Origin of the sequence: Mycobacterium sp. IS-836, from assembly GCF_001954275.1 — a bacterium.
Taxonomy (GTDB): domain Bacteria; phylum Actinomycetota; class Actinomycetes; order Mycobacteriales; family Mycobacteriaceae; genus Mycobacterium.
Map to the genome: position 1 here is coordinate 23,064 of NZ_MBEU01000036.1, position 26,278 is coordinate 49,341.

Here is a 26,278-nt window from a genome sequence, read left to right on the forward strand (position 1 = left end):
GCCAGTTCAGCGGCCCTGTGACACCCTGTAGGAGTGAACCCCTCGACGACACAGGCCCGCGTCGTCGTTGACGAGCTGATCCGCGGCGGCGTCCGCGACGTGGTGCTGTGCCCCGGCTCGCGCAATGCCCCGCTGGCGTTCGCGTTGCAGGACGCCGACCGCTCCGGCCGGCTCCGGCTGCATGTCCGGATCGACGAGCGCACCGCCGGCTACCTGGCCATCGGTCTGGCGATCGCCGCCGAGGCGCCGGTGTGCGTCGCGATGACGTCGGGCACGGCCGTGGCCAACCTCGGCCCGGCGGTGGTGGAGGCCAACTACGCGCGGGTGCCGCTGATCGTGCTCTCGGCCAACCGGCCCTACGAATTGCTCGGCACCGGGGCCAACCAGACGATGGAGCAGCTGGGCTACTTCGGCACCCAGGTTCGCGCCACGATCAGCCTGGGCCTGGCCGAGGACGCACCCGAGCGGCTGCCCGAATTCAACGCCACCTGGCGATCGGCCACCTGCCGAGTGTTGGTGGCCGCCACCGGTTCTCGCACCGCCAACGCCGGCCCCGTGCACTTCGACATCCCGCTGCGCGAACCGTTGGTGCCGGATCCGGAACCGCAAGCGGTGACGCCGCCGGGCCGGCCCGGTGGCAAACCATGGACCTACACGCCCGCGGTCAGTTTCGATCAGCCACTCGACATCGACCTGGCACCCGACACGGTCGTCATCGCGGGGCACGGCGCGGGCGTGCAGCCCGAGCTGGCGCAGTTGCCCACAGTCGCCGAGCCGACGGCCCCACCGCCGGCCAACCCGCTGCATCCGCTGGCGCTACCGCTGCTGCGCCCCAAGCAGGTGATCATGCTCGGCCGTCCGACCCTGCACCGGCCGGTGTCGGCGCTGCTGGCCGACCCGCAGGTGCCGGTGTACGCGCTGACCACCGGGCCGCGCTGGCCCGACGTCTCGGGTAACTCGCAGGCCACCGGCACCCGGGCGGTCACCACCGGGACGCCGAATCCGGCGTGGCTGCACCGCTGCGCGGAGATGCACCGCCACGCCGTCACCGCGGTCCGGGGCCAGCTCGCGGCCCACCCGCTGACCACCGGCCTGCATGTCGCGGCCGCGGTCTCCGACGCGCTGCGCCCGGGCGACCAGTTGGTGCTCGGGGCGTCGAACCCGGTGCGCGACGCGGCCCTGGTCGGCCTGAACACGCACGGCATCAAGGTCCGGTCCAACCGCGGCGTCGCCGGCATCGACGGCACGGTGTCGACCGCGATCGGGGCGGCGCTGGCCCATGAGGGGCGCCATGACGGGCGCACCGTCGCGCTCATCGGCGACCTCACGTTCGTCCACGACAGCTCCGGGCTGTTGATCGGCCCCACCGAGCCGACACCGCGGCGCCTGACCATCGTGGTGTCCAACGACAACGGCGGCGGCATCTTCGAACTCCTCGAGCAGGGCGACCCGCGGTTCTCCGACGTCTCGTCGCGGATCTTCGGGACGCCGCACGATGTCGACGTGGGCGCGCTGTGTCGCGCCTACCACGTGGAGAGCCGGCAGATCGAGGTCGAAGAGCTCAACGGGGCCCTCGACGAGCCCGGGGCCGGTATGCGGGTGCTGGAAGTCAAGGCGGACCGGTCCTCCCTGCGACAGCTGCACGCCGCCATCAAGGCGGCCCTATGAGGATCGGTGTGATATCGCCGAAGACGTTGTTGCGCATCCTCATTCACGGCCGCAGTGATGAACCGCCGAAGACCCGCCCGAGAATCGTGTTGCGGTGGGTGCGCATTGCGGTGCTGATTGTGGCTTGCCTGGTCACGCTGCAGTCGGTGCTGCTGGTCGCCGGTGCCTGGCGCGACGACATTGCCATCCAGCGCAACATGGGCGTCGCGCAGGCCGAAGTGCTCAGTGCCGGGCCACGGCGATCCACCATCGAATTCGTCACGCCCGAACGCGTTACGTATCGGCCCGAGCTGGGTGTGTTGTATCCGTCGGAATTGTCCACCGGCATGCGGATTTACGTCGAATACAACAAGCGGGATCCGAACCTGGTCCGCGTGCAGCACCGCAACGCCGGGCTGGCGATCATCCCGGCGGGGTCCATCGCGGTGGTGGCCTGGCTGGCCGCCGGTGCCGTGTTGGTCGCTCTGGCGCTGTTGGACAGGCGGTTGGACGGCCGCGTGAAGGGCGGCGAGAAGCCGGGCGAATCGCCGTCTTAGGGCCTTAAGCAGCAGATTTCGCGCCCCGTATGCCCGTCGGCAACCTTGACGACAGGCAATGCTGGCATTGTGATGGCGTGCGCGTTGCAATCGTCGCCGAATCATTCCTCCCCAATGTCAACGGTGTCAGCAACTCGGTGCTGCGCGTGCTGGAGCATCTGCGCCGTACCGGTCACGAAGCGCTCGTAATCGCGCCGGACAATCCGCCGGGCCAGCCCCGGGCGGATCGGATTCACGACGGCGTGCGGATACATCGGGTGCCGTCGCGGATGTTCCCAAAGGTCACCACGTTGCCGCTCGGTGTGCCGATGCCCCGGATGCTCAGCGTGCTGCGCGGTTTCAATCCCGACGTCATCCACCTGGCGTCGCCGGCGCTGCTCGGCTACGGCGGCGTGAAGGCGGCCCGGCGGCTGGGGGTGCCGACGGTCGCGGTGTACCAAACCGACGTCCCCGGTTTTGCGGCCAGCTACGGCATTCCGATGACGGCACGCGCGGCGTGGGCGTGGTTCCGCCACCTGCACAGCCTCGCAGACCGGACCCTGGCTCCTTCCAGCGTGACGATGGAATCTCTTGTCGCCCATCGATTTCCGCGGGTACACCGATGGGCGCGCGGGGTCGACGTGCTGCGGTTCGCGCCGTCGGCGCGCAGCGAGGCCCTGCGGCGCCGGTGGTCGCCAGAGGGCAAGCCGATCGTCGGGTTCGTCGGCCGGCTCGCGCCGGAAAAGCACGCCGAGCGGTTGGCCGCGCTGAGGACCGACGAGTCGGTGCAGCTCGTCATCATCGGCGACGGCGTCGACCAACGCAAACTGCAATTGGCCATGCCCACAGCGGTTTTCACCGGTGCACTGTATGGCGAGGAGCTCGCCGAAGCGTATGCCAGCATGGACGTCTTCGTGCACACCGGCGAGCATGAGACGTTCTGCCAAGTCGTGCAGGAAGCGCTGGCGTCGGGGCTGCCGGTGATCGCGCCGGACGCCGGCGGACCCCGTGACCTGGTCGCGCCCTGGCGGACCGGACTTTTGTTGGGAGTCAACGAGTTCGAGGCGCGGTTGCCCGGCGCTGTGGCGCACCTGCTCCAAGAACGCCACCGCTATTCGCCTGCCGCTCGGCGCAGCGTGCTCGGCCGCAGCTGGCCGGTCATCTGCGATGAGCTGCTCGGCCACTACGAGGCGGTCCTTTCGCCCTACGCGCCGGCGCGGGTGTCGTTCCGGCGACATGCGCAGGGTGAGTGAGTGTCCGAGCCGCTAGATTTTGATCGGCGTCTTCGTCGTGTCCTCGAGGAACCTCGCCAGCAGCCGGTCGAACTGCGCAAGCTCGGCCGCCGACCAGCCCGAAAGCGCCCGCGCCAGGTGATCCCTGCGCACCTCGTGCAGGGATCCCGCGGCGCGCACGCCGTCCGCCGTGGCTTCAATGACCGAAACTCGGCCGTCGCCCGGATCACCGCGTCGCGTAACGAGTCCCGCATCGGCCAGGGCCCGCACCCGGCGAGTGGCCATCCCGACGTCCATGTGCGCCACCGTTGCCAGGCGCCCGATCGGTAGAGGTCCCTCGTCGATCAAGACGCGAAGCAGGATGTAAGAGGGTTGCGATAGCTCGGTATCGGCAGCCGACGCCTGTCGGGCGAACGCCGAGCGACTCACGCTGAGCCGCACGATTCGCGAAAGCGTGGCGCTGATGGAATCCACTGAATCCCGCTTTGGCGCGTACGTCACCCCCTCACCGTATCAAAAATATACTTGACATAGTCAAATATATGGCGATAGCCTGCCGAAATCAGCTTGCGCTGAGGAGGTTTCATGCTGGGGTCGCGCTTCTACTTTGACTGGCCCAACTACTGGAGGATGCTGGGGCTGTTGCGCCGGGACCCGCCGGCATCGAGGCGCTGGTCGCGCTACTTGGCATTCCTGGTCGGCGTTCCGCTCGTCGCGGCGATCCACGCCGTGTGTTTCACACTCGACCCGATCGTGTTCGGATCGCTGCGCCGCACCCGGGTGACCGGGCCGACGTTTTGCATCGGCCACGCCCGCAGCGGCACAACGTACCTGCATCGGCTGATGGCCGCCGACCCACAGTTCAGCTATGCCTTGATGTACGAGCTGTTCTTCCCGTCGCTGTTGGAGAAGCGGTTATTGCACCTTCTGTTTGTCGTTGACGCCGCGGTGTTCGGCAACCGCCTGCGGCACCGCCTTGACGCGATCGAGGAGCGACGGTTCGCGCCGACCGACGACATGCACAAGACGGGCTTTTTCGTCCCCGAGGAGGACGACTTCTTTCTCACCTGGTCGCTGTGTTCGGGCTTCTGGATCATCATGTTCCCGTTCATGGGCGAGCTCGACTTCTACCACGTCGACGAATGGCCCGAACGCAAACGGCGGCGGGCGATGGACTTCTACAAAGAATGCGTCCGGCGACAGATCGCCCTCAACGGCGGCGGCACCCACCTGAGCAAGAACCCCACCTTCTGCGGTCGCGTCGAGTCGTTGATCGAGACGTTTCCCGACGCGAGATTCATTGTGCCCATGCGCAATCCCGACGAGACGATTCCGAGCCTGCTCAAGTTGCTGAAGACCGAGTGGGGCCTGCGCGGCCGCGACGAGCGCCTGATCGCGAAATCGCTGCGCGTGCTGGCCGACCAGTCCTTCGACACCTACCAGCGTCCGCTTGATGTCCTGGCCCGGCACCCCGACGTTCGCTCGGTCGTCGTCGACTATCGCGAGCTGGTCGCGCAACCCGAGGCCACGATGCGCCGGATCTACCGGGAGTTGGACCTCGATCTAGGTCCGGTGGCCGCCAAGGCGTTCGCGTCCGCCGGGGCCGGTCACGAATCGACCCACCGCTACAGCCTCGAGGAATTCGGCCTCGACCCCCACGAAATCCACACCCGCCTGGCCGCCCTGTTCGATCAATACCAGTGGGACACCGAAGGAAAGGAAGCAGATGTCCACTGAATCAACCCGGGTCGAACTCCGCGCGGCCTGGACGGACATGATCGACGCCCTGACGCGGGCACGCGACGCCGTCGACTCCGCCGAGCTGCACGCGCCACCGCTGACCGAACAGGGCCTGGCGGAGGGGCACCGCTACCTGCTGGGCTTCGTGTTCAGCGCGATCGAGCGCGCGTTCTTCGAAGACCCCGAATTCCCGTACTTCCGGCGCGCCATCCAACCGCTCGACAAGGCAACCATCGACAACGCCGACGCCCTGTACCTCTCGGCCTCGATCGACGGCGCCAAGGGCTACCGGGTCCGCGGCCGGCTCGTGCCGAAAGCGCCGCAGTACATCATCTTTGAGGCCCACACCGCGTACGCCGGGGACACCGGCAGCCTCGCCGAACTCGCCCCGGGAGGGCGCGCCGTCACCGGATCGTTGGATACCGCCGACCTCGCGGTCGACGAAGACGGCCGGTTCGAGATCCTGCTTGCTCCCAAGCGGCCGACAGGTCACGCCGGGAATTTCATCGCCACCGCCACGGCGGAGGGCAGCCAAACGGCGCGATTCCTCATCGCCCGCATGCTCTTTCACGACTGGGAAAACGAGACATCGCCCGAGCTGCACATCGCGCAGATCGGCAATGAGGGCGCCCGTCCGGCGCCGATCGATCCGGCCGCCGCGGCCCGGCACCTTCGTCGCGTCGGCACGATCGCCGAAAACCAGATGAGGTTCTGGAACGAGTTCTACGACGTGGTGCTGGAGGCGCACGGCGACAAGAACGGCGACGGGTTCACCCTCATGCCCCGCAACGCCCTGAACGAGCCGGCGCTCGCCAACCTCGCCATGGGCGGCGGGCAGAGCACCAACGTCTACTCCGGTGGCGTCTTCGACCTTGAGCCCGACGAGGCGCTGCTCGTCGAAGTCGCCGTCCCCGTGGCGCCGGCGTACATGGGCTTCCATCTATCCAATCTGTGGGGCGAGTCGCTCGATTACGCCAACCACACGAGCAGCCTGAACGGATTTCAGTCCGAACCGGGGCCGGACGGGACCTTCCGCTATGTGGTCGCGGGGACCGACCCCGGCGTGCCGAACTGGCTCGACACCGCCGGCCACCGCGGCGGGTTTCTGGCCCTGCGGTGGACGTACTCCAAGGCCCCGCCCGACTTGCCGACGGCGACGGCGACCAAGGTACCGCTGGCCGGCGTGCGTCAACACCTTCCCGCGACCACCCGCGCCGTCTCTCCCGAGGAGCGCAGGGAGCAGATCAGGGTGCGCCAAGAACACGTGCAGCGAAGGTACCGACAATATTGACCCGGTAGCGTCGTCGGCGTGAGCCGCGCGGCGCTGGATAAGGACCCCCGCGACGTCGCGTCGATGTTCGACGGCGTCGCCCGCCGGTATGACCTCACCAATACCGTGCTGTCGCTGGGCCAGGACCGGTACTGGCGTCGGGCGACGCGTTCGGCGCTGAAGATCGCGCCCGGCCACAAGGTGCTCGACCTGGCCGCCGGCACCGCGGTGTCGACCATGGAGCTGGGCAAGTCCGGGGCGTGGTGTGTGGCGGCCGATTTTTCCGTCGGGATGCTTGCCGCCGGAGCCGCGCGCAAGGTGCCGAAGGTCGCCGGCGACGCCACCCGGCTGCCGTTCGGTGACAACGTATTCGATGCGGTCACAATCAGTTTCGGCTTGCGCAATGTGGCCGACCCGCAGGCGGCGCTGCGCGAGATGGCGCGGGTCACCCGGCCCGGCGGTCGATTGGTGGTGTGCGAATTTTCCACGCCCACCAATGCGCTGTTCGCCACCGCCTACAAGGAATATCTGATGCGGGCGTTGCCCCGGGTGGCGCGGGCGGTGTCCAGCAACCCCGACGCCTACGTGTATCTCGCGGAGTCGATCAGGGCCTGGCCCGACCAGGCGACGCTGGCGGGTCGGATTTCGGCCGCGGGTTGGTCAGCGGTGCGGTGGCGCAACCTGACCGGCGGCATTGTGGCCTTGCACGCCGCGTACAAGGCCCTGCGGTGACCGGGGCCTAGCGACCGGCGCTTTGTACGAAGCCGACCTGGTCGGGGCAGTAGTGGTCGACCGCGGCGCCGAGGAACTGGAACGCCTGTCCCTCGGTGGTGCCGCGTGGCAGGTTGCGCTGGATGAAGTTGGCCGACTTGTACGGGTCGGTGTCCACGCCCCTGCCGATTCGGTCGCAGGTGATCTTGCCCAGCCACGCCAGTTGGTCCTGCGGCTGGTAGATGCCGAACCCGTTCACGGTGTTCTTGAACGGAGCGTCGTAGTCGCTGGGCGGCGACGGCGTCCGCGGCGTCGGATACGGCGCGGTTGGCGGTGGATCGGCGTACACCGGCGCGGCCAGCGCGATGGCTGCGGCCGCCATAGTGACGCTTGCAAGCAGCTTGGTACCCCTCATTAGCAGGACTATACACCTCGGCGATGGCTCGAAATTGGCAAATCAGTCCCGGTGCGCGGACAACAGCCAGGCACCGACGGACCGCAGGCCGCTGGGTTCTTCGCGGAATCCAGCGAACGGCAGATCGGGAACGCCGTCGGGCAGGTTCGCGTGGATGCGGGCCGGCCTGATCTCTTCGACGACCCAGTACTTGGACACCGCGTCGCGCAACTCGTCGGCGGTGACGGCATTGATTGGGCCCTCGGGCACGGCCGCTTTGTCGAAGACCAGGGCGAAGTACGAGGCGCCGGGCGCGGCGGCGCGCCGGATCGACCGCTGGTAGCCCTCGCGCGCCTCCACTGGGATGGAGTGGAACAGGGTGCTGTCGACGATGGTGCCGAACCGGCCGTCGTATCCACTGAATTCGCTGATGTCGGCGACCTCGAAGGTGACGTTGGTCAGGCCGCGCTTCTCGGCCTCGCGACGAGCCAGATCGACGGCGGTGGGCGACAGGTCCAGTCCCACCGTGTTGTAGCCGCGCTCGGCGAGCGCCAGCGAGATGGCCGCCTCCCCGCAGCCCACGTCGAGCACGTCGCCGTGGAACCTGCCCTGCTCGATCAGCGCGGCCAGCTCCGGTTGCGGGGCGTCGATGCTCCATGGCGGCCGCACGCCTGCACCGAACGGGGATTCACCGCGGTATGCCGCCTCGAACTGAAAATCTGTTGGCTGAGTCATGCCCCCTGTATATCAAGGGCCCTGATACATGTCAACGAACTTGATATAAACCACGCTTCAGCTGAACGGCGTTCGCCGGTCGACGAGCCGCGACAGCCGCCCCCCGCCGCGCCATACCCGCGCCACCCAGTCGGCATCGTCGTCGGTGACCAGGTTGGCCATCACCCGCACGGCGATGGTCATGAGCGCGCTGGAGCGCATCGCGATCGGCCCGGTGGCAGGCAGGAAGCGTTGGAAGGTGAGCAGCAACGCCAGCCTGCGCGCCACCGAGAACCCGCGGCCGTAGTGGTGTTGCAGCAGCGAGGGCCACACCCGCGACAGGTCGCGGGTGTCCAGCAGCTCGGCGGCCAGGCGGCCGGTCTCCAGGCCGTAGTCGATGCCTTCGCCGTTGAGCGGGTTGACGCAGGCCGCGGAGTCGCCGATCAGCATCCAATTCGGCCCGGCCACCCCCGACACCGCACCGCCCATCGGCAGCAGCGCCGAAGCCACCGCGCGGGGCTGGCCGGTGAAGCCCCACTCGTCGCGGCGCAGGTCGGTGTAGTACGAAATCAGCGGCCGCAGCGCCAGATCCGCCGGGCGCTTCGACGTCGACAACGCTCCCACACCGATGTTCACCTCGCCGTTGCCGAGCGGAAAAATCCAGCCGTAGCCGGGCAGCACGGCGCCGTCGGGGGAGCGCAGTTCCAGATGCGACGTCAGCCAGGGGTCGTCGCTGCGCGGGGTGGTCAGGTAGCCGCGGGCGGCCACGCCGTACACCGTCTCTTGATGCCAGCGCCTGCCCAGTTTGCGCCCCAACGACGACCGGGCCCCGTCGGCGACGATCAGCCGGCGACAGCCCACCTCGGTGCCGTCGGCCAATGTCAGTGACGTCACCCGTCTCGATGAGTCATGGTGGGTGGCAACGGCTTTGGTTCCGAGCAGCATCCGCGCGCCGGCGTCTTCGGCGACCTTGCGGATTCGGTCGTCCAGCTCGAAGCGGGCCACCGCGCTGCCGGTCGACGGGAACGACGGTCCGGGCCAATCCACTTCCAGCTCGCCGCCGAATCCGCTCATCCGTAGACCCCGATGCCTGATGCGGGTATCCAGCCAGTCGGCCAGGCCCAGCCGTTCCAGCTCGGCGACGGCGCGCGGGGTCAGCCCGTCACCGCAGGCCTTGTCGCGGGGGAAGCTGGCCGAGTCGACGACCAGGACGTCGCGGCCGGCGCGCGCGGCCCAGGCCGCGGCGGCCGAACCGGCGGGTCCGGCGCCCACGACTACCACGTCGGCCTTGGTCTCCACGCTCACCAGTATGTTGGTCGAGTGAGTACTCCGGCGAACAGCGGGTGGGTCGGGTGAGGACTCCCGCAACGGTGGTGGCGGGCGTGGACTTCGGCGACGCCGCGTTCGCCGCGACGGTCCGCGACGGTGTCGCGAAAATCGAGCAGCTCATGGACACCGAACTCCGCAGCGCCGACGCGATCATGACGGACTCACTGACGCACCTGTTCAAGGCCGGCGGCAAGCGGTTCCGGCCGCTTTTCACCGTGCTGTCCGCCCAGATCGGACCCCACCCGGACGCCGCGGAGGTGACGATCGCCGGCGCGGTCATCGAACTGGTGCACCTGGCCACGCTCTACCACGACGACGTGATGGACGAGGCGGAGGTGCGCCGCGGCGCCCCGACGGCGAACGTGCGCTGGAGCAACAACGTCGCGATCCTGGCCGGCGACTATCTGTTCGCGACGGCGTCGCGGCTGGTCTCGCGGTTGGGGCCGGTGGCGGTGCGGCTCATCGCCGAAACGTTCGCTCAGCTGGTCACCGGCCAGATGCGCGAGACCCGCGGTGTCGCCGAGGCATCGGATTCGATCGAGCACTACCTGAAGGTGGTCTACGAGAAGACGGCCTGTCTGATTTCGGCCGCCGGCGAGTTCGGCGCCATGTTCTCCGGGGCGGACGAGGATCAGGTCGCGCGCCTGAGCCGGCTCGGCGGCCTGGTGGGCACCGCGTTTCAGATCTCCGACGACATCATCGACATCGACAGCGACTCCCACGAATCGGGGAAGCTGCCGGGCACCGATGTGCGCGAAGGGGTGCACACCCTGCCGATGCTCTACGCGCTGGCCGAAACCGGACCCGAGGCGGCGCGGCTGCGCGAGCTACTGGCCGGGCCCGTCGATGATGACGACGCCGTGACCGAGGCCCTGACGCTGTTGCGGGCGTCGCCGGGCATGGCCAAGGCGAAGGATTTCCTGGCGCAATATGCCGCGAAAGCCCACCATGAGCTGGCCCTTTTGCCCGATGTGCCGGGGCGGCACGCGATGCAGGCGCTGGTCGACTACACCATCAGCCGGCACGGCTAGCGCGGGTTACGGAACTCCGCCCGCCGTTTCGGGCGTTCAATAGGGTGAAGTCCGAGACAGAGTGGTCCGAGGAGGACACCGATGACCTGGCATCCCCATGCCAACAGGCTGAAGACCTTCGCCCTGTTGGTCGGTATGTCCGTGTTGATCGTGCTGGTGGGCTCGCTGTTCGGCAGGACGGCGATGTGGCTGGCGGTCCTGTTCGCGATCGGCATGAACGCCTACACCTACTTCAACAGCGACAAGCTGGCGCTGCGGGCGATGCACGCGCAGCCGGTCTCCGAGCTGCAGGAGCCGGCGATGTACCGGATCGTGCGCGAGCTCGCCACCTCCGCGCACCAGCCGATGCCGAGGCTGTACATCAGCGACACGAACGCCCCCAACGCTTTCGCCACCGGACGCAACCCGCGCAACGCCGCGGTGTGCTGTACCACCGGCATTTTGAGCATCCTCAGCGAGCGTGAGCTGCGCGCCGTGCTCGGGCATGAACTTTCCCACGTCTACAACCGCGACATCCTGATCTCGTGTATCGCCGGCGCCCTGGCGTCGGTGATCACCGCGCTGTCCTACATAGCGATGTTTTTCGGCGGCGATGACCGGGATGGCGAGAATCCCTTTGCGCTGCTGCTGGTTTCGCTGCTGGGCCCGATCGCCGCGACGGTCGTGCGGCTCGCGGTGTCGCGTTCCCGCGAATACCAGGCCGACGAGTCGGGTGCCGTGCTGACCGGTGATCCCTTGGCGCTGGCGTCTGCGCTGCGCAAGATCTCCGGCGGTGTGCAGGCGGCGCCGCTGCCGCCGGAGCCGCAGCTGGCCAGCCAGGCGCATCTGATGATCGCCAACCCGTTCCGAGCGGGCGAGCGAATCGGGTCGCTGTTCTCCACGCACCCGCCGATCGAGGACCGCATCCGCCGGCTGGAAGCGATGGCGCGGGGCTGATAGCGCGTGAGTTTATCTGGTGTTGAGTCGCGGAAACCAGGGCGCTCCACGAAGAGGGCGGTAGTCGGCGACGGCAAAGGCGATCGCGGCTGCCGAGATCAGCGCGATAAAGACGCCGGGCTGCCGCGTCGCGTGTTCAGGGAAGTCAAAGGGAATCAGCCAGGCGAGCAGCAACATTGAGGTGGTGTTCAGCAGGTCGGTTGCGGCGATAAGCGATAGATCAGGGCGGCCCGCCCCATATTGTCCGCCGGTGATCGCCGTGGCGATCCCGAGCACGCCGGCGGCTACGAACAACGCGGCGGCTACTGCGTTGAGCTCCCAACCGGTGCGGTAGACGCCCTGAAGGCCGGCCCAGGGTAAAAACACCGCGACGATTAACGAGGCGCCGCCGATGCCGGCGATCAGCCGTCGATATATGGATGTTTTCGTGGCCATGTGCGTCCTCCGGGTGAGTGCGGTGATCAGTCCGCCGCGTCGCCATAACAATTGTTATTCCCTGTCACGAACATAACGGCCGTTATGGCATCATGTCAATGATGCGTTCGGTCGACGCCGCGTTGAGCACCCAGGACCGTCTGGTCGCCGCCGCTTTGGTCGTCCTCGAGAGAGACGGACCGGCGGCGATTCAAGCACGCACGCTAGCTGGCGAGATCGGCACGTCCACAATGGCGGTGTACACGCACTTTGGGGGAATGCCCAAGCTGATCGAAGCGATGATGCGTGAAGGCCTTGCGCGCTTCGCCGAGCACACTCGCGGGGTGTCCCCCACCGACGACCCGATGGCTGATCTCCTCGCCGGCGGACTTGCCTACGGCGAGTTCGCACTCCAAAACCCGCAGATGTACCGGTTGTTGTTCGGTCTCACCGACCTTGGAGTCGACAAACTCCCTGAGGGTGTCGCCACACCCTGGGATCTCGCCGAAGGAGTCGACGCATTGTCGGTGCTGGTCAGCGCCGTCGAGCGGGTCATTGAAACCGGCCGAATCCGACCGCAAGAGGCTACCCCCGTGGCGACCCAGATCTTGAGTGCCACACACGGATTCGTGCTTCTAGCGATGACCGGATTTATCGACCCCCCAGGATTACAAGACGTGATGGTCCCGATGGCGATCAACTTGATGGTGGGTCTCGGTGATACCCGCCGGCGCGCCGAACGTTCCCTGGCCGCCGCGATCAAAGCGCGCGCGTCGTAGAAACAAAACGAATCACGCCGAAACAATACGTACCATGGAATTACTGATCGATTGGCTCGATGGAAGCAGTGATTCCGATGCCGGAAGCTAACTCAATGGATATCCACGAAGCCGGATTGTCACTGGACCTGCCCGATTTGATATTCGAGACGCGCGTCGGTGCAGGCATGAACCAGGCGCAGCTGGCCGACGCACTCGGTATCGACAAGGACGTGGTCGCCGCCTGGGAGAAGGGCAGTGACGTGCCGCGTATCGATGTGCTGGAGCGCCTGGCGCGAGTGTGCGGCAAGCGCCTGCACATCCGGATCGACGTGGACTAGGCGGCCGCTTCGGGTCTTTCGGTTTCGGCCAGCTCGCGAACGGGTCGGCGGACATGGCCCGTCTCGAACTCACCCTGGATCCGGATGGTGCCGCCCGTGGCCTCATACTGCTGTCGCCAATCGGTAATCGCTTGGTGCGCAGCATGATCCATGTAGTTGACTGAAATGCTGACCGACACCGTGTGACCAGTCGGGACCGACGCCAGCACGCGGGTCAGCCGGGGCAGGGCGAGGAACGTGCACGCGGTGCCCTCGATGCCCACCTGCCATTCGTCGCGGACGGGCTTCGCCTCGATCTTGACCCGGATCACCCGCCATCCGGTCAACGCGATAGCCAACGCGAGTCCGATCATCACGCCGTGCAGTAGATTGAGGAAGATGACGCTGACCGCCGTCACGACGTACACCGCGAGATCCCGGTGCTTCATTGCGGTTTCGATGTGGGCGGGCTTGAGCAACTGAATGCCGATGACGATGAGCAGGCCGGCAAGGGCAGCGGACGGGATTTTCTCGACCAATTCCGCGAAGGGAACCGTGAACAGCAGGATCCAGACGCCGTGCATTATCGAGGAGGCGCGGGATTTCGCGCCCGCGTAGACGTTCGTTGAGCTGCGCACGATTACACCGGTGACCGGCAGCCCGCCGATGGTCCCCGACACGATGTTGGCGGCACCCTGGCCGATCAGTTCGCGGTCGAAATCGGTGCGCGGCCCGTGATGCATCCGGTCTACCGAAACCGCCGACAGCAGGCTTTCGACGCTGGCGATGAGCGCGATGGTGATCACTCCGATTGCCACCGCGCCCCAGTTGCCGTGCGGAATGTCGGGCAGCCGCAACGCGTTCAGCGGCGACTCGTCGATCTCGATCCGCCTCACGTGGAACGGGAAGGCCAGGGAGATGACCGTCGCCGCCACGATGGCGACCAGTGGGCCAGGGATGAAGCGCAGGCGACCCGGAACCCAGCGCCAGGCGACCATGATGACGATCACCAGGACGCCCAGCAGCACTCCCGGCCGATGCGCGCCCATGATTTGGCCCGGCAGGCCGATGAGGTTGTGCCAGGCCGTGCTTTTGGATTTGCCGCCCAGCAATACGTGCGCCTGCTGCAGCGCGATCGTGATCCCGATGCCGGCCAGCATGGCGTGCACGACGACCGGCGAGATCGCCAGCGCCGCTCGTGCGACGCGGCTGAGCCCCAACAGAACCTGCAGCACGCCCGCGGCGGCGGTGATCAAACACGTTACGCCCCAACCGAAATCGGAGATGAGGCCGGCGACCACCACCGTCAGGCCGGCGGCGGGCCCGCTGACCTGCAGCGGCGATCCGCCGATGGCTCCGACGATGATGCCACCGACGATGGCGGCGATCAGACCGGCCAGGACCGGAGCGTTCGACGCTATGGCAATGCCCAGCGACAACGGAAGCGCGACCAGGAAAACCACGAGCGAAGAGGGCAAGTCGTGCCGCAGAATCGATCGCAATCGGTCGGGGGACAGCGCCTCGATGTGGTGCATCGGTGGCTCCCTCGTTAGGACTAGCGGGGGATGTTCCGATATCCCGCCCTTGCGTTCAGTAACGTCTGCGTAACTGATTGGCGCACAAACGATTACACCCAGCGCAGCACGATGGGAACGCTTGGCTACCTCGTTCGACGGTATGGGCCAGCAAAACCTCGGTCAAGCTGACGGGGCGGGCGCATATGGAATGCAAATGTTTTCGTAATGCCCCGTTAAGCAGGCCAGTCAGAAGCCCGAGCCGTGCACCTCGTGCCCCGGGACCTCGGCGATCAGCCCGTGGTAGGCCTGCTCGACGGACGAACCGTGGTTGATGACCGCGTCGACTTCTCGGGCGATCGGCATGTTCAGTCCGAACTCGTTGGCGAACTCCATGATCACGCTGGCGGCCTTGACCCCCTCGGCCACCTGGTTCATCGACGCGATGATCTCGTCGATCGGCTTGCCGGCTCCCAGCTGCTCGCCGACGTGGCGGTTCCGGCTGCGCTGGCTGGTGCAGGTGACGATCAGATCGCCCAGGCCGGCCAGCCCGGGGAAGGTGTCGGGGTGGCCGCCGATGGCCACGCCGAGCTTCGTCATCTCGCGCAAGGCGCGGGCGATGACCAGCGCGCGGGTGTTCTCTCCGATGCCCAGCGAGTAACCCATCCCCACCGCGATCGCGAAGACGTTCTTCAGGGCCCCCGCCATCTCCGCGCCGACGACGTCGTCGGTCGTGTAGACGCGGAAGCGCCGGGTGCGGAACAACGCCGCCAGTCGGGTGGCCAAATGCTGGTCGGGCATCGCCAGCACCGCCGCCGCGGCATACCCCTCGGCCACCTCGCGGGCGATGTTCGGGCCGGCCAGGATCCCCGCCGGGTGCCCGGGCAGCACCTCCTCGACGATCTGCGACATTCGCATGTTGGTGCCCTGCTCGAGCCCCTTGACCAGCGACACCACCGGCACCCACGGCCGCAGCTCTTTCGTCAGCTCGGTCAGCACGCCCCGGAAACCGTGCGAGGGCACGCCCATGACGACCACGTCGGCGGCATTGGCGGCCTCGGCGAAGTCGGTGGTCGCGCGCAGGGTGTCGCTCAGGACGACGTCGTTGCCGAGGTAGCGGTGGTTGCGGTGATTGTCGTTGATGTCCTTGGCCGTCGCCTCGGAGCGCACCCACTGCAGCGTCGGTCCGCGGCGCGCACAGATCGACGCCACCGTGGTTCCCCAGGACCCGCCACCGAGGACAACGACTTTGGGTTCGCGCTTCGTAGCTGCCATGGCGATCAGCGTATTGCCGACACTCGCGATTTAGAAGCAGTTCATCCGGCCAGGGGCGCCCGGTCGCCCGCGCGGCCGAACACCATCGCCTCCTCGATGCGGTCGAACCGGTAATCGATCGCATCGGCGAGGTAGTTCTGGCGCACATTCCAGGGCCGCTTGGTGCCCGACTTGGGCAGCGCGTGCAGCGAGCGCTTCACATAGTTGGCCTGGATGTCCCAGGCCGGCTTCTCGGCCATCGGCTGGTCGCCCAGGTGCGGGGCGGCGTGCGTGTAGCCGTGAGACGCCATGTGTGCCATCAGCTTTGCCGTTGCCCGAGCGGTGATGTCGGCCCTCAGCGTCCACGACGCGTTGGTATAGCCCACGCACCAGAACAGGTTGGGCACGTCTTCGAGCATGTGCGCCTTGTAGACGAAGCGGTCCCGCGGGTTGATCTCGACGCCGTCCAGGCTGATCGTGGCCCCGCCCAGCGCCTGCAGCTGCAAGCCGGTTGCGGTGACGATGACGTCGGCGTCGAGGTGGCCGCCGGATTTCAGCGCGATGCCGGTGGCGTCGAAGTGGTCAATGTGGTCGGTGACCACCTCGGCGCGGCCCGCAGCGATCGCGGTGTACAGGTCGGCGTCGGGAATCAGGCACATCCGCTGGTCCCACGGGTTGTAGCGCGGCTTGAAGTGGGTGTCGATGTCGTAGCCGTCGGGCAGATACCGGGTCGCCACGTATCGCAGCAGCCGCTTGATCAGCCCGGGCATCTTGCGGGAGAAAAACCAGAACACCGCCTCGGTCAGGGCGGAGTATGTCCGGGTGACCAAGTGGGCGGCCCTGCGCGGCAACACTTTACGAGCCGCAGCGGCCACCCTGCTGTATTTGGATGCCGCCATCATGTAGGTCGGCGAGCGCTGCAGCATGATCACTTTCGCCGCGCGCTCCGCCAGCGCCGGGATGAGCGTGATCGCGGTGGCGCCGCTGCCGATGACCACGATCTTCTTGCCGCTGTAGTCCAGGTCTTCCGGCCAGTGTTGCGGATGCACGACGGTGCCGCGGAACTTCTCGATGCCGGGGAAGTCGGGGGTGTAGCCCTCGTCGTAGTTGTAGTAGCCGCTGCCGAAGAACACGAACCGGCTGCGATAGTGCCTCGTCCCACCGTCTTGCTCGACCGTGACCGTCCAGGTGTCGGTCGACGAATCCCAGTCCGCGGAACGGACGTAGCTGCCGAACCGGATGTGGCGGTCGATGCCGTGCTTGCGCGCGGTCGCGATCAGGTACTCGCGGATGTGGGTGCCGTCGGCGACGCCCTCCCTGCGGGTCCACGGCTCGAACGGATAGCTCAGCGTGAAGATGCTGCTGTCGGAGCGCACTCCGGGGTAGCGGAACAGATCCCAGGTGCCGCCGATCCGCTCGCGCCGCTCCAGGATGGCGTAGGTCGTGTGCGGGTTGCGCTCGGTGATCCGGTACGCCGCGCCGATGCCGGAGATACCGGCGCCGACGATAACGACGTCGAAGTAAGCGGCGTCGGCCTCGCCGTCGCCGGCGGCCTCCTGGGGAGTCACGGTCATCGTGAACCTCACTTGCGCATCCTGGGTCTTGGTCGCGAGCGTAACGCCACGGCGAAAAACGGCGCGAATTTTGTGCGTGGCGTTACGTCCGCGCCGAGAGGGGCCCGGTCCGCTAGCGATAGTTGACGAACTGCAGCGCCACGTCCAGGTCGGCCTTCTTCAGCATCGCGATGACGGCCTGTAGGTCGTCGCGCTTCTTGCTGGTGACGCGGACCTCGTCGCCCTGGATCTGGGTCTTGACGTTCTTGGGCCCCTCGTCGCGGATCAGCTTGGTGATCTTCTTGGCGTTCTCGCTGTTGATGCCCTGCTTGAGGGTGCCCGTGACCTTGTAGGTCTTGCCAGAGGCCTGCGGCTCGCCGGCCTCGAAGGCCTTCATGGAGATGTCGCGGCGGACCAGCTTTTCCTTGAAGACGTCGACGGCGGCCTTGACCCGCTCCTCGGTGGACGACGTCAGCTCGACCGCCTCGTCGCCCTTCCAGGCGATCTTGGTGTCGGTGCCCCGGAAGTCGAACCGGGTGGCCAGCTCCTTGGCCGCCTGGTTGAGCGCATTGTCGACCTCCTGCCGGTCGATCTTGCTGACGATGTCGAACGATAAGTCCGCCATTCGATCCGTCCCTTCATCAGGTGATAGCCGTTTGTGCCCTGTCTACCCGTTCGTTGTAACCTGTCTGGCGGCAGGTTGCCCGAGCGGCCAATGGGAGCGGACTGTAAATCCGTCGGCTTACGCCTACACAGGTTCGAATCCTGTACCTGCCACCAAGGCTCGTGCAGTTCAGAGCATGCTTTCGGGCGCCGTCGACTGAAACCATTGGGAGATTTTGGGTTTGCGCTTCGTTGGCGGAGGCGGCAACGTATACCAGCAGGCTGTCATCTACAGGGAGTCATGACAATGGTGCGGACGCCCGCCGTCGGCTTGGCGGCTACCGCAATACTGGTCGGCGGCACGGTGGTGGGCTGCGGCGGCGAAAGAGGCCCTTCCGCAACGTCGACAGCGTCGTCGAGTTCAGCCGCATCATCAAGCTCAGCGGCATCATCAAGCACCGCAGCGGGCGCGAGCACAGCGGGAGCCCAACCGGACTACAGCTCATTGCTCATCAAGCCCAATGACATCGGCCCCGACGCCTTTGCTGACGGGCCGCCAGTTTTGAATGGCAGCGGGCTGACCGGTGCGGGCCAGACCTTCAGGAACCCCGACGGCAAGCGCACCATCACCGACTCGATCGCGGTCTATACCGATCCGACCAAGGCCGCACAGGTGCTCACAGCGATGAAAGACCAAGTCAGCAAAAAAGTCACTGGTGCGCTGCAGCCAATCGACATCGGTTCCGACGGGTTCATGGTGGCGGGCGTGGCATCTGATCCATCTACGCAAACGGAAGTATCGGAGGCCGTCTTCAGCGAGGGTAGGGCACTCGTTGCCCTGGAGTTCGACTCCTCACTGGGCAATCCCACGCCAACCGACGTCCTGCTCAACCTTGCCCGCAAACAGGATGCCGCCGTCAAGAACGGTCTGTCCAGCTAACCACCGTTCACTTGAGTCAGAACCACGGACCGGGGTAGTGACCGTCCTGGTCCTGCACCATCACGATCTCCTTGCACTCGCCGGCGGAGTCCGCGGCGGTCTCACCGCGGCATACCAGCGTCCAGCCATTGATCCGCGCGAACGGGCGCACCGACCAGTTCGAGGCGACCGGGTCGGGAGCGGGCAAGGCGATGACCGAGAACGTGTTGCCCACGTTGGTGATGTAGAGGTGATCACCGAAGAAAGCCACCTTGGCGATCGGTTGCTTCAAGGCGTCGTCGCGGTTTTTGAGAAAGTCCCAGTGCTGTGTTCGCAGGTTCCACACCCCGAAGCCGAACTGCGAATTCTCCGAGACCCGGCCGTCGACGAACAATTTCCCGTCCGACAGCGTCGTCGCCAGGCCACCGCCGGAGATCCGGTCGGAATCGCCGACCTTGATCACGGTCTTGGAGTTCAGGTCGAAGAACAGGGTCGACACGGCGGTGGGGGAGTCCTGGCGCGTCATCTTCACGAGTTTGTCTGGGCCATCGGATAATTCGGCATCGACGGACACGACATCGTTGTCCTGGTATATCGCTTCTCCGTTCGGCCGGCGCAGCTCGGCTCCCGTCGTCTTACCCTCGATCGTGTTCCGCTGGAACGCCAGAACGTCCTGCCAGGCCCGGGCGGCCTGCGGGTCGTTCCACGTCGCGGAAAGGTCTGCGCCGGAGAGGATGACGGTCCGCGGTGGTGACGTCGCGGCGCGGCCGTCGGTGAACGCGTTCACCCACGCCACCCCGGATGCCGTTGCGCCGAGCCCCCATCCGTTCGGTGCGGTCAATCTCAGGTCAGGGGTGGGCGGCTGCAGCTCCTTGGTGGCCAGCGGCTGGCCGGACTTGAAATCGAAGGCATACGCGGTCGTCTTGGTGACTTCGGGGGCGGGCGCTTGGGCCGGCTTGACGGTGGTTACCAGGTAGACGACCTTCATGTCGTCGGCGACGCCCGTCAGCGCGCAGATCGCGCCGGTGAGATTCTCACCCGCGGGCACCGTGGGGACAGCAGGTGCTACATACTGTCCGGTTTTGGTGTCGAAGACCTTGGGGCGGATGTCCTCGAGTGCCGATTTGGCGACCGAGAACCTTTCGGGACACCCGAAGTAGGCGGTACCGCCGTAGCTTTTCCAATCCTTTTCCAACGGACCAGTTATCGGGGCTGGCGGGGGCGCCGCGCTGGCGGTCGTCGTGTGAGACGTCGTCGACGAGGTGGTCGGCGTGAACGGGGGCGGCGACACCGTCGCCGAACACGCGGCGACGGCAAGACAGATGCCGGGCACGGCGAGGGCGACCTTGCCTCCGGGCATAACCAACGAGCGTAAAGCCGGGCGGGTGCAACCGCGACTCCTGCACAGCGGTATTGATCACACGTGATAGACCAAGAGCCATGAGCAAACTTGCCGACGAGACACGGTGGATGGATGCCACGGACCAGGCCGCGCTGGTGTCGAAAGGCGAGGTCACGGCCGGTGAGTTGGTGGACGCGGCGATCGAGCGGATCGAGCAAGCCAACCCGTCGTTGAACGCGGTGGTCATCGAGTGGTTCGAGCACGCGCGGTCGGTGGCCGCCGATCCGGATCTGCCACAGGGGCCGTTCCGCGGCGTCCCGTTTCTGCTCAAGGACCTCTACACGAGTTTCGCCGGTCAGACCCTGTCGAACGGCAACGTTGCGCTCAAACAAGCGGGGAAGATCGACACCGCGGACACGACGCTGGTGGCCCGGTTCAAGGCGGCCGGGCTGGTCATCGCGGGGCGGACGAATAGCCCAGAGATGGGCAGCCTGCCGACCACGCAGCCGTTGGCCTGGGGGCCGACGCGCAATCCGTGGGCGCTGGATCGCACGCCGGGCGGGTCGAGCGGGGGCGCCGCCGCGGCCGTGGCCGCCGGGATGGTGCCGTTCGCCAACGCCTCGGACGGCGGTGGCAGCATCCGGATCCCGGCGTCGTGCTGCGGGCTGGTGGGACTCAAGCCGAGCCAGGGACGGACCACGGCCGGGCCGCTGCGCACCGAGGCGGGGCTGGGGGTCGAACTGTGCGTCAGCCGCACGGTCCGCGATACGGCGAGCCTGCTCGACGCGGTGCACGGTCCCGGTGTCGGCGACAGCGTGATCGCGCCGGCGCCCGAGCGGCCGTACGCCACGGAGGTCGGCGCCGATCCGGGCCGGTTGCGCATCGGGCTGCTCGACGTCCATCCGCGCGGTGACTTCCTGCATCCGGATTGCGTCGCGGCGGTGCGGGCGGCGGCGTCGATGCTGGAGGGGCTCGACCACATCGTCGAGCCCGCCTGGCCGGCGTGCCTCGCCGATACGTCATTGGTCGAGAAGTTCATGGCGCTGTGGGCGACGCAGATGGCCATGGCGGCCCGCGGATTCGGCGAAACGCTCGGGCGTGAAATGACGGCCGACGACATCGAGCCGGTGAACTGGGTACTGGTCCAGCAGGCGCAGCGGTTGACCGCCGTCGACTACGCCGACGCCCAAGCGGCGGGATGGGCGTTCCGCAGGGCGGTGCAGGGGTGGTGGGCCCACGGCTGGGACCTGCTGCTCAGCCCGACACTGGCGGAGCCGCCGCTGCCGCTGACTGAATTCGAGAACAATCCCGAGCAGCCGACCGCGCCGATGCGCCGCGCGGGCCAATTCGCCGCGTTCACACCGCCGTTCAACATGAGCGGGCAGCCGGCGATCAGCCTTCCGCTGCACCGTAACGGCGATGGCCTACCCATCGGCATCCAGCTCGCCGCCGCCTACGGACGCGAAGATGTTCTCATTCGCGTTGCGGCCCAACTGGAATCGGCCCATCCCTGGGCATCCCACCACCCGCCGATCCCGTGACGTTGGAGCAGAGATCAACTTCGCCGGCACCGGGGCCCGGCGATCCCATTTGAGGCGGATGCCTCATGTGTCGAAATTGCGTCGGGGTGGACTATTTCACCATGATTGACGGCAAGATCGCCCGCCAGACCGCGCAGGTGGCCCCGGAGAAGCGGTGGGACAAGGTATTAACCGAAGGTCACGCGCCTTTGGTGAGCGCGCGGCGGGTGTTTCGCTACCTGCCCTCGGCCCCACGTTGCAAGCTATGCAACAACCCGTTCGGCGGCCTGATCGGCCATGCTTTCGCCGCGGCCGGGTTCCGCCCGTCGCGCAAGAACCCCAACTTGTGCAGTCGTTGTTGTGATGTGCTCCCCCCGGGTGGCGCCGAGGTGGATATCGCGGTGTTGTTCGCCGACGTTCGCGGCTCCACCGCGCTGGGCCAGCACGCGGTTGCCGCAGATTTCGCCGCGTTGCTCAACCGGTTCTACGTCGTTGCGACACAGACCCTTCTGCGGCATGACGCGGTGATTGACAAACTCATCGGCGACGAGATCATGGCGTTCTTTGTTCGGGGCATCAGCGGTCCGCAGTACCGCCGGCGTGCGGTTCTGGCCGCGATGGAGCTGATCAAAGCGGTCGGCTACGGCAGCGACGAGGGGCCTTGGCTGAAGCTAGGCGTAGCGGTCAATGCGGGGGTCGCGTACGTCGGCAACGTCGGGGGCGCGGTGGTCGATTTCACCGCCCTCGGTAATCCGGTCAACGTGTCGGCCCGGATGCAACAACACGCCGCCGGCGGGGAGTTGCTCGTCGCATCCGGAGTGGCCGACGAGCTGGTGGGAATGGCGCCGCGGCGGCGACTCAACCTGCGCGGGCACGACCGGCCGATCGATGCCTTCGTTCTGGATTCGGCCTCGCGCGGCGGCCAAGCTAGTCTTCAACGTCGTGACAGCGCCGACGCGGGCCAAGCTGGCCGACGGCCGTGACCTGCTTTTCTTTTCGCTGCCCGGGCACCGACCGGCCCCGGTCGATGACCGCAGGCCGCTGCCGCCGCGCGACCCCGACCAGTCGCAGTTGCGGTTCGACCGCTCGACCGGACAGTGGGTGATCATCGCGGCGCTACGCCAAGACCGCACCTACAAGCCGCCGCCGGACCAGTGCCCGCTGTGTCCGGGCCCGACCGGGCTCACCAGCGAGGTGCCCGCCCCCGACTACGACGTCGTCGTCTTCGAGAACCGCTTCCCGAGCCTGTCGGGCGCCTCAGCCGGTGAGCCGGCGCCGGTGCCCCCCGCTGGTGATGGCTTCGTCTCCGCTCCCGCGTACGGGCGCTGCGAGGTGATCTGCTTTTCCAGCGACCACACCGGGTCGTTCGCGGAGCTGCAACCGCCGCATGCCCGGCTCGTCGTGGACGCGTGGCGGCACCGCACGGCCGATTTGATCGCACAGCCGGGTATCGAGCAGGTGTTCTGTTTCGAGAACCGCGGCGAGGAGATCGGGGTGACGCTGACCCATCCCCACGGTCAGATCTACGGCTACCCCTACCTGACGCCGCGCACCGCTGTCATGCTCGGCCAGGCCGGCGAACATCGAATGCGCCACGGCGGCAACCTCTTTGCCGACCTACTGGCGCGCGAGGTCGCCGACGGCAGCCGCGTCATCGCGCACACCGAGCTGTTCACGGCGTTCGTGCCGTTCGCGGCGCGCTGGCCGGTCGAGGTGCACATCTACCCGAACAGGTTCGTGCGCAACCTCGTCGACCTCGATGAGGACGAACTGAACGGATTCGCCCAGATCTACCTCGACGTGCTGGGCCGGTTCGACCGCATGTATTCGGCTCCGCTGCCGTATATTTCGGCGCTGCACCAGTTCGCCGACACGGACGAACAGGCCGACGGCTACTTTCATGTCGAGCTGATGTCGATCCGGCGTAGCGCCACCAAGCTGAAGTACCTGGCGGCCTCCGAATCGGCGATGGACGCGTTCATCGGCGACGTCACGCCCGAAGCCGTGGCCCAGCGGCTACGGGAGCTCGGCCGATGAGCTACTCGAGCGTGCGGTACGCCGCTCCCGGGCGGATCAACCTGATCGGGGAACACACCGACTACAACCTCGGGTTCGCATTGCCGATCGCGCTCCCGCAACGCACCCTGGTGACCTTCCTGCCCGACGGCGGCGACGCGATCACCGTGGGGAGCGATCGCGCGGACGGCTCGGTGCGCATTCCAGTCGACACCGCTCCCGGCGGCGTGACCGGCTGGGCCGGTTACGTGGCCGGGGTGATGTGGGCGCTGCGGGAGGCCGGTCACCCGGTGCCGGGCGGCGCGATATCGATCACCAGCGACGTCGAGATGGGCTCGGGCCTCTCGTCCTCGGCAGCATTGGAATGCGCAACCCTCGGCGCGATCGCGGCGGCCGCCGGTGTGCGCATCGACGCAACGGAGCAGGCGCGGCTGGCCCAGCGCGCTGAAAACGAATATGTCGGCGCCCCAACGGGTTTGCTTGACCAGCTGGCCTCGCTATTCGGACGGCCGGCCACGGCGCTGCTGATCGACTTCCGCGACGTCACCGTCGAACCGGTGGCCTTCGACCCCGACAGCCGTGGCGTCGCGCTGCTGCTGATCGACTCCCGGGCACGCCACCGTCACGCCGGCGGCGACTACGCGGACCGGCGCGCCTCCTGCGAGCGTGCGGCGGCCGATGTGGGCGTGTCGTCACTGCGCGATCTGCAGGATCGGGGACCGTCGGTTCTGGCGAGAGTGACCGACCCGACGGATGCCCGCCGTGCCCGTCACGTGCTCACCGAGAACCGCCGGGTGACCGATTTTGTTGGCGCCCTGGGTGATTCGGACTTCGCCGAAGCCGGTCGGATCTTCACCGCCTCGCACGCCTCCATGCGCGACGACTTCGAAATCACCACCGAGCACATCGACCTGATCGCCGATGCCGCGGTCGGCGCGGGCGCCCTGGGCGCCCGGATGACCGGCGGCGGGTTCGGGGGCTGCGTGATCGCCCTGGTGCCTACCGAGCGCGTGGAGTCCGTCGGCGAGGCAGTGCGACGGGCCGTGTGCGACGCCGGGTTTGAGCGGCCGGTGATCACCAGAACCCATGCCGCCGCGGGCGCGGGGCCCGAGTAGGTGACCGAACCACCGGAAGTCGGCTACGTCGAGGTCCGGGCGTACGCCGAACTGAACGACTTCCTGGCGCCCGAGCTTCGCGGCGCCACCGTGCGCCGCCCGTTCCGTTCCCACCAGACCGTCAAGGACGTGCTGGAGGCAATGGGCATTCCGCACACCGAGATTGACCTCATCCTGCTCAACGGCGATCCGGTCGACTTCGACCACCGGCCCACGGCCGGCGACCGGATCGCCGCATACCCGATGTTCGAGGCACTCGACGTCGCGTCGACCGCCAGGCTTCGGCCGGTGCCGTTGCGCGATCCGCGATTCGTCGTCGATGTGAACCTCGGCCGGCTCGCGCGGCTGCTTCGCGTCCTCGGCTTCGACGCGTGGTGGTCGAGCGACGCCGACGACGCGGCCCTGGCCCGAATCAGCCTGGACGAGCAGCGAATCCTGCTGACCCGCGATCGCGGCCTGCTGAAGCGCCGGGCGATCACGCATGGCCTGTTCGTCCACTCGCAGGATCCCGAGCAACAGGCCCTCGAGGTGATGCGGCGACTGGACCTACGCGAACGGCTGGCGCCGCTCACCCGCTGCCTGCACTGCAACGGCGCATTGCAAGCGGTCGACAAGCGCGACGTGATCGACCAGCTCGAGCCGTTGACCGCCCAGTACTACGAGGAATTCAGCCGCTGCGCGGGATGTGGTCGCATCTACTGGGCCGGGTCGCATCACGCAAAGTTGCTCGGCCTCGTCGAACGGCTGCGCGGGCAACTTTGATCGGCGCCTATGCGGGAGTCAGCCGGACCGCTCCCAGGTGCATCCGGTCGACGGCCTCGGCGAATTCATCGAGGGTCGGGATGCGCTGGTCGCGAAATTTCAATCCGATCATGCGCTGCGCGCGCTGGACGCCGTAGGCCTGGGCGCAGCGCAGGTACAGGTCGGAGACGACGGCGCGGTCCCGGATGAGCTCACCGCGCATCGCGGTCGTCTTGCCGTCGTAGACGACCTCGGCGGTGGCGCCGCCGCGGAAGTTCTGCTTCCAGGGCGCGCCGGTCAGCGCGTAGAGGTCGTTGTCAATCAGGTGGGCGCTCACCGGAAGTGAGTACGGTTTCCCGGTCTTTCGTCCGGTGAAGGTCAACACCATCAGCTGCTTGCGCGCGGACCCGGCCAGCGGGGTGCGCAGCAGCGAGCGCAGCATCGGGTTGACGATGCGAAGTAGAGCCGACGGTGGGTGCCCGACGTCTATCGCGGGCGACTGTTCTGCCATGCCAACACCGTAGGACCAATCGGGGTCCGGGGGAACACGCCGGCGGGGGGGGGGGGGGGCGCGGTCCCCCCCGCCGCCGCCCGGGGCGGGGGCGCGAGCGGGCGAGGTGGTGGGGGGGGGGGGGGGGGTGCTGGGGCGGGGGCAGGTCGGGGAGAGTC

Annotated in this window: 27 protein-coding genes and 1 tRNA gene; 17 read left to right on the plus strand and 11 right to left on the minus strand. The window is 67.2% G+C overall.

All coding sequences use genetic code 11. The features are described 5' to 3' along the window. The first annotated feature begins 33 nt into the window (after positions 1-33). From menD to A5747_RS10955, 3 genes are all read left to right on the plus strand, one after another. Complete coding sequence (gene menD, locus A5747_RS10945; protein ID WP_076123931.1) at positions 34-1,668, plus strand: 2-succinyl-5-enolpyruvyl-6-hydroxy-3-cyclohexene-1-carboxylic-acid synthase; 1,635 nt, start codon at positions 34-36, stop codon at positions 1,666-1,668. A gap of 8 nt (positions 1,669-1,676) precedes the next feature. Next, complete coding sequence (locus A5747_RS10950) at positions 1,677-2,204, plus strand: DUF3592 domain-containing protein (RefSeq protein ID WP_076123933.1); 528 nt, start codon at positions 1,677-1,679, stop codon at positions 2,202-2,204. Between the two features lie 77 nt (positions 2,205-2,281). Continuing rightward, positions 2,282-3,436 carry a glycosyltransferase family 1 protein gene (locus tag A5747_RS10955; RefSeq protein ID WP_076123984.1) on the plus strand — a complete coding sequence of 385 codons (1,155 nt, stop codon included), beginning with the start codon at positions 2,282-2,284 and terminating at the stop codon, positions 3,434-3,436. 12 nt (positions 3,437-3,448) lie between these two features. Here the strand turns inward: A5747_RS10955 and A5747_RS10960 are convergent, their stop codons facing one another. Beyond that, the gene (locus A5747_RS10960; RefSeq protein ID WP_076123935.1) at positions 3,449-3,916 is read right to left on the minus strand and encodes a MarR family winged helix-turn-helix transcriptional regulator; all 468 of its coding nucleotides are present in this window, start codon (positions 3,914-3,916) and stop codon (positions 3,449-3,451) included. A gap of 84 nt (positions 3,917-4,000) precedes the next feature. Between A5747_RS10960 and A5747_RS10965 the strand changes: the two genes are divergently transcribed. The 3 genes from A5747_RS10965 to A5747_RS10975 are packed head-to-tail and all read left to right on the plus strand — an operon-like array spanning position 4,001 to position 7,157. Next, the gene (locus A5747_RS10965; RefSeq protein ID WP_076123937.1) at positions 4,001-5,152 is read left to right on the plus strand and encodes a sulfotransferase; all 1,152 of its coding nucleotides are present in this window, start codon (positions 4,001-4,003) and stop codon (positions 5,150-5,152) included. After that, the gene (locus tag A5747_RS10970) at positions 5,142-6,446 is read left to right on the plus strand and encodes a DUF1214 domain-containing protein (protein ID WP_076123939.1); all 1,305 of its coding nucleotides are present in this window, start codon (positions 5,142-5,144) and stop codon (positions 6,444-6,446) included. The genes A5747_RS10965 and A5747_RS10970 overlap by 11 nt, the downstream gene beginning before the upstream one ends. Positions 6,447-6,464: 18 nt before the next feature. Next, positions 6,465-7,157, plus strand: a complete 693-nt coding sequence (locus tag A5747_RS10975) for a demethylmenaquinone methyltransferase (RefSeq protein ID WP_076123941.1) — start codon at positions 6,465-6,467, stop codon at positions 7,155-7,157. A gap of 7 nt (positions 7,158-7,164) precedes the next feature. On the opposite strand, the gene A5747_RS10980 is transcribed toward A5747_RS10975, so the two are convergent. From A5747_RS10980 to menJ, 3 genes are read right to left on the minus strand one after another with little or no spacing between them, the layout of a single operon-like run. Beyond that, positions 7,165-7,551, minus strand: coding sequence for a DUF732 domain-containing protein (locus A5747_RS10980; RefSeq protein WP_076060878.1), 387 nt, complete (start codon positions 7,549-7,551; stop codon positions 7,165-7,167). 42 nt (positions 7,552-7,593) lie between these two features. Beyond that, positions 7,594-8,265 carry a class I SAM-dependent methyltransferase gene (locus tag A5747_RS10985; protein WP_076123943.1) on the minus strand — a complete coding sequence of 224 codons (672 nt, stop codon included), beginning with the start codon at positions 8,263-8,265 and terminating at the stop codon, positions 7,594-7,596. A gap of 57 nt (positions 8,266-8,322) precedes the next feature. Then, entirely contained in the window at positions 8,323-9,549 is a 1,227-nt protein-coding gene (menJ, locus tag A5747_RS10990) for a menaquinone reductase (protein WP_076123945.1), read from the minus strand. 47 nt (positions 9,550-9,596) lie between these two features. Here menJ and grcC1 point away from each other — a divergent pair, with 47 nt between their 5' ends. Then, positions 9,597-10,604, plus strand: a complete 1,008-nt coding sequence (gene grcC1 / locus A5747_RS10995) for a nonaprenyl/(2E,6E)-farnesyl/geranylgeranyl diphosphat synthase (protein ID WP_076123948.1) — start codon at positions 9,597-9,599, stop codon at positions 10,602-10,604. 81 nt (positions 10,605-10,685) lie between these two features. Beyond that, on the plus strand, positions 10,686-11,540 hold the full coding sequence (htpX, locus tag A5747_RS11000) for a zinc metalloprotease HtpX (protein ID WP_076123950.1): 855 nt from the start codon (positions 10,686-10,688) through the stop codon (positions 11,538-11,540). 12 nt (positions 11,541-11,552) lie between these two features. Here the strand turns inward: htpX and A5747_RS11005 are convergent, their stop codons facing one another. Next, positions 11,553-11,975 carry a hypothetical protein gene (locus A5747_RS11005; protein ID WP_076123952.1) on the minus strand — a complete coding sequence of 141 codons (423 nt, stop codon included), beginning with the start codon at positions 11,973-11,975 and terminating at the stop codon, positions 11,553-11,555. 101 nt (positions 11,976-12,076) lie between these two features. Between A5747_RS11005 and A5747_RS11010 the strand changes: the two genes are divergently transcribed. Then, positions 12,077-12,733, plus strand: coding sequence for a TetR/AcrR family transcriptional regulator (locus A5747_RS11010; protein ID WP_076123987.1), 657 nt, complete (start codon positions 12,077-12,079; stop codon positions 12,731-12,733). A 59-nt stretch (positions 12,734-12,792) separates the two neighbouring features. Beyond that, the gene (locus A5747_RS11015) at positions 12,793-13,053 is read left to right on the plus strand and encodes a helix-turn-helix transcriptional regulator (protein WP_076123954.1); all 261 of its coding nucleotides are present in this window, start codon (positions 12,793-12,795) and stop codon (positions 13,051-13,053) included. On the opposite strand, the gene A5747_RS11020 is transcribed toward A5747_RS11015, so the two are convergent. The 4 genes from A5747_RS11020 to A5747_RS11035 form a co-directional block, all read right to left on the minus strand. Next, complete coding sequence (locus tag A5747_RS11020) at positions 13,050-14,567, minus strand: SulP family inorganic anion transporter (RefSeq protein ID WP_076123956.1); 1,518 nt, start codon at positions 14,565-14,567, stop codon at positions 13,050-13,052. The two genes, A5747_RS11015 and A5747_RS11020, sit on opposite strands and share 4 nt — an antisense overlap. Before the next feature lie 228 nt (positions 14,568-14,795). Further along, positions 14,796-15,821: an NAD(P)H-dependent glycerol-3-phosphate dehydrogenase gene (locus tag A5747_RS11025; RefSeq protein ID WP_076060891.1), complete on the minus strand. Its 1,026-nt coding sequence runs from the start codon at positions 15,819-15,821 to the stop codon at positions 14,796-14,798. Between the two features lie 41 nt (positions 15,822-15,862). Beyond that, the gene (locus tag A5747_RS11030) at positions 15,863-17,374 is read right to left on the minus strand and encodes an NAD(P)/FAD-dependent oxidoreductase (RefSeq protein WP_076123958.1); all 1,512 of its coding nucleotides are present in this window, start codon (positions 17,372-17,374) and stop codon (positions 15,863-15,865) included. 112 nt (positions 17,375-17,486) lie between these two features. Continuing rightward, positions 17,487-17,978 (minus strand): YajQ family cyclic di-GMP-binding protein, encoded by a 492-nt coding sequence (locus A5747_RS11035; RefSeq protein ID WP_076123960.1) that lies wholly within the window; start codon positions 17,976-17,978, stop codon positions 17,487-17,489. A gap of 69 nt (positions 17,979-18,047) precedes the next feature. Here A5747_RS11035 and A5747_RS11040 point away from each other — a divergent pair. Both A5747_RS11040 and A5747_RS11045 read left to right on the plus strand, forming a co-directional pair. Continuing rightward, positions 18,048-18,133, plus strand: a tRNA-Tyr gene (locus tag A5747_RS11040). A 124-nt stretch (positions 18,134-18,257) separates the two neighbouring features. After that, positions 18,258-18,896, plus strand: a complete 639-nt coding sequence (locus A5747_RS11045) for a hypothetical protein (RefSeq protein WP_076123962.1) — start codon at positions 18,258-18,260, stop codon at positions 18,894-18,896. 16 nt (positions 18,897-18,912) lie between these two features. Here A5747_RS11045 and A5747_RS11050 read toward each other — a convergent pair whose 3' ends face one another. Beyond that, on the minus strand, positions 18,913-20,235 hold the full coding sequence (locus tag A5747_RS11050; RefSeq protein ID WP_076123964.1) for a hypothetical protein: 1,323 nt from the start codon (positions 20,233-20,235) through the stop codon (positions 18,913-18,915). 80 nt (positions 20,236-20,315) lie between these two features. Between A5747_RS11050 and A5747_RS11055 the strand changes: the two genes are divergently transcribed. The 5 genes from A5747_RS11055 (at position 20,316) to A5747_RS11075 (ending at position 25,630) form a co-directional block, all read left to right on the plus strand. Next, complete coding sequence (locus A5747_RS11055; protein ID WP_076123966.1) at positions 20,316-21,758, plus strand: amidase; 1,443 nt, start codon at positions 20,316-20,318, stop codon at positions 21,756-21,758. Positions 21,759-21,859: 101 nt separating this feature from the next. Next, the gene (locus A5747_RS11060) at positions 21,860-22,720 is read left to right on the plus strand and encodes an adenylate/guanylate cyclase domain-containing protein (RefSeq protein ID WP_083700339.1); all 861 of its coding nucleotides are present in this window, start codon (positions 21,860-21,862) and stop codon (positions 22,718-22,720) included. A 16-nt stretch (positions 22,721-22,736) separates the two neighbouring features. Further along, positions 22,737-23,774, plus strand: coding sequence for a galactose-1-phosphate uridylyltransferase (gene galT, locus A5747_RS11065; RefSeq protein ID WP_233148016.1), 1,038 nt, complete (start codon positions 22,737-22,739; stop codon positions 23,772-23,774). Further along, the gene (locus tag A5747_RS11070; RefSeq protein ID WP_076123971.1) at positions 23,771-24,868 is read left to right on the plus strand and encodes a galactokinase; all 1,098 of its coding nucleotides are present in this window, start codon (positions 23,771-23,773) and stop codon (positions 24,866-24,868) included. The genes galT and A5747_RS11070 overlap by 4 nt, the downstream gene beginning before the upstream one ends. After that, positions 24,869-25,630: a Mut7-C RNAse domain-containing protein gene (locus tag A5747_RS11075; protein WP_076123973.1), complete on the plus strand. Its 762-nt coding sequence runs from the start codon at positions 24,869-24,871 to the stop codon at positions 25,628-25,630. Positions 25,631-25,637: 7 nt separating this feature from the next. On the opposite strand, the gene A5747_RS11080 is transcribed toward A5747_RS11075, so the two are convergent. Then, positions 25,638-26,120 carry a hypothetical protein gene (locus A5747_RS11080; RefSeq protein ID WP_076123975.1) on the minus strand — a complete coding sequence of 161 codons (483 nt, stop codon included), beginning with the start codon at positions 26,118-26,120 and terminating at the stop codon, positions 25,638-25,640. Positions 26,121-26,278: the final 158 nt, after the last annotated feature.

Bases quoted from the DNA above. Each gene is read 5' to 3' on its own strand.
- A5747_RS11025 (WP_076060891.1), bottom strand. From the start codon at position 15,821: ATGGCAGCTACGAAGCGCGAACCCAAAGTCGTTGTCCTCGGTGGCGGG.
- A5747_RS11030 (WP_076123958.1), bottom strand. From the start codon at position 17,374: ATGACCGTGACTCCCCAGGAGGCCGCCGGCGACGGCGAGGCCGACGCC.
- A5747_RS11070 (WP_076123971.1), top strand. From the start codon at position 23,771: ATGAGCTACTCGAGCGTGCGGTACGCCGCTCCCGGGCGGATCAACCTG.
- A5747_RS11020 (WP_076123956.1), bottom strand. From the start codon at position 14,567: ATGCACCACATCGAGGCGCTGTCCCCCGACCGATTGCGATCGATTCTG.
- A5747_RS10970 (WP_076123939.1), top strand. From the start codon at position 5,142: ATGTCCACTGAATCAACCCGGGTCGAACTCCGCGCGGCCTGGACGGAC.
- htpX (WP_076123950.1), top strand. From the start codon at position 10,686: ATGACCTGGCATCCCCATGCCAACAGGCTGAAGACCTTCGCCCTGTTG.
- A5747_RS11080 (WP_076123975.1), bottom strand. From the start codon at position 26,120: ATGGCAGAACAGTCGCCCGCGATAGACGTCGGGCACCCACCGTCGGCT.
- A5747_RS11045 (WP_076123962.1), top strand. From the start codon at position 18,258: ATGACAATGGTGCGGACGCCCGCCGTCGGCTTGGCGGCTACCGCAATA.
- A5747_RS11015 (WP_076123954.1), top strand. From the start codon at position 12,793: ATGGAAGCAGTGATTCCGATGCCGGAAGCTAACTCAATGGATATCCAC.
- A5747_RS11060 (WP_083700339.1), top strand. From the start codon at position 21,860: ATGATTGACGGCAAGATCGCCCGCCAGACCGCGCAGGTGGCCCCGGAG.
- A5747_RS11050 (WP_076123964.1), bottom strand. From the start codon at position 20,235: ATGCCCGGAGGCAAGGTCGCCCTCGCCGTGCCCGGCATCTGTCTTGCC.
- A5747_RS11005 (WP_076123952.1), bottom strand. From the start codon at position 11,975: ATGGCCACGAAAACATCCATATATCGACGGCTGATCGCCGGCATCGGC.
- A5747_RS11055 (WP_076123966.1), top strand. From the start codon at position 20,316: ATGAGCAAACTTGCCGACGAGACACGGTGGATGGATGCCACGGACCAG.
- A5747_RS10985 (WP_076123943.1), bottom strand. From the start codon at position 8,265: ATGACTCAGCCAACAGATTTTCAGTTCGAGGCGGCATACCGCGGTGAA.
- A5747_RS10980 (WP_076060878.1), bottom strand. From the start codon at position 7,551: ATGAGGGGTACCAAGCTGCTTGCAAGCGTCACTATGGCGGCCGCAGCC.
- A5747_RS10965 (WP_076123937.1), top strand. From the start codon at position 4,001: ATGCTGGGGTCGCGCTTCTACTTTGACTGGCCCAACTACTGGAGGATG.
- A5747_RS11010 (WP_076123987.1), top strand. From the start codon at position 12,077: ATGCGTTCGGTCGACGCCGCGTTGAGCACCCAGGACCGTCTGGTCGCC.
- A5747_RS11035 (WP_076123960.1), bottom strand. From the start codon at position 17,978: ATGGCGGACTTATCGTTCGACATCGTCAGCAAGATCGACCGGCAGGAG.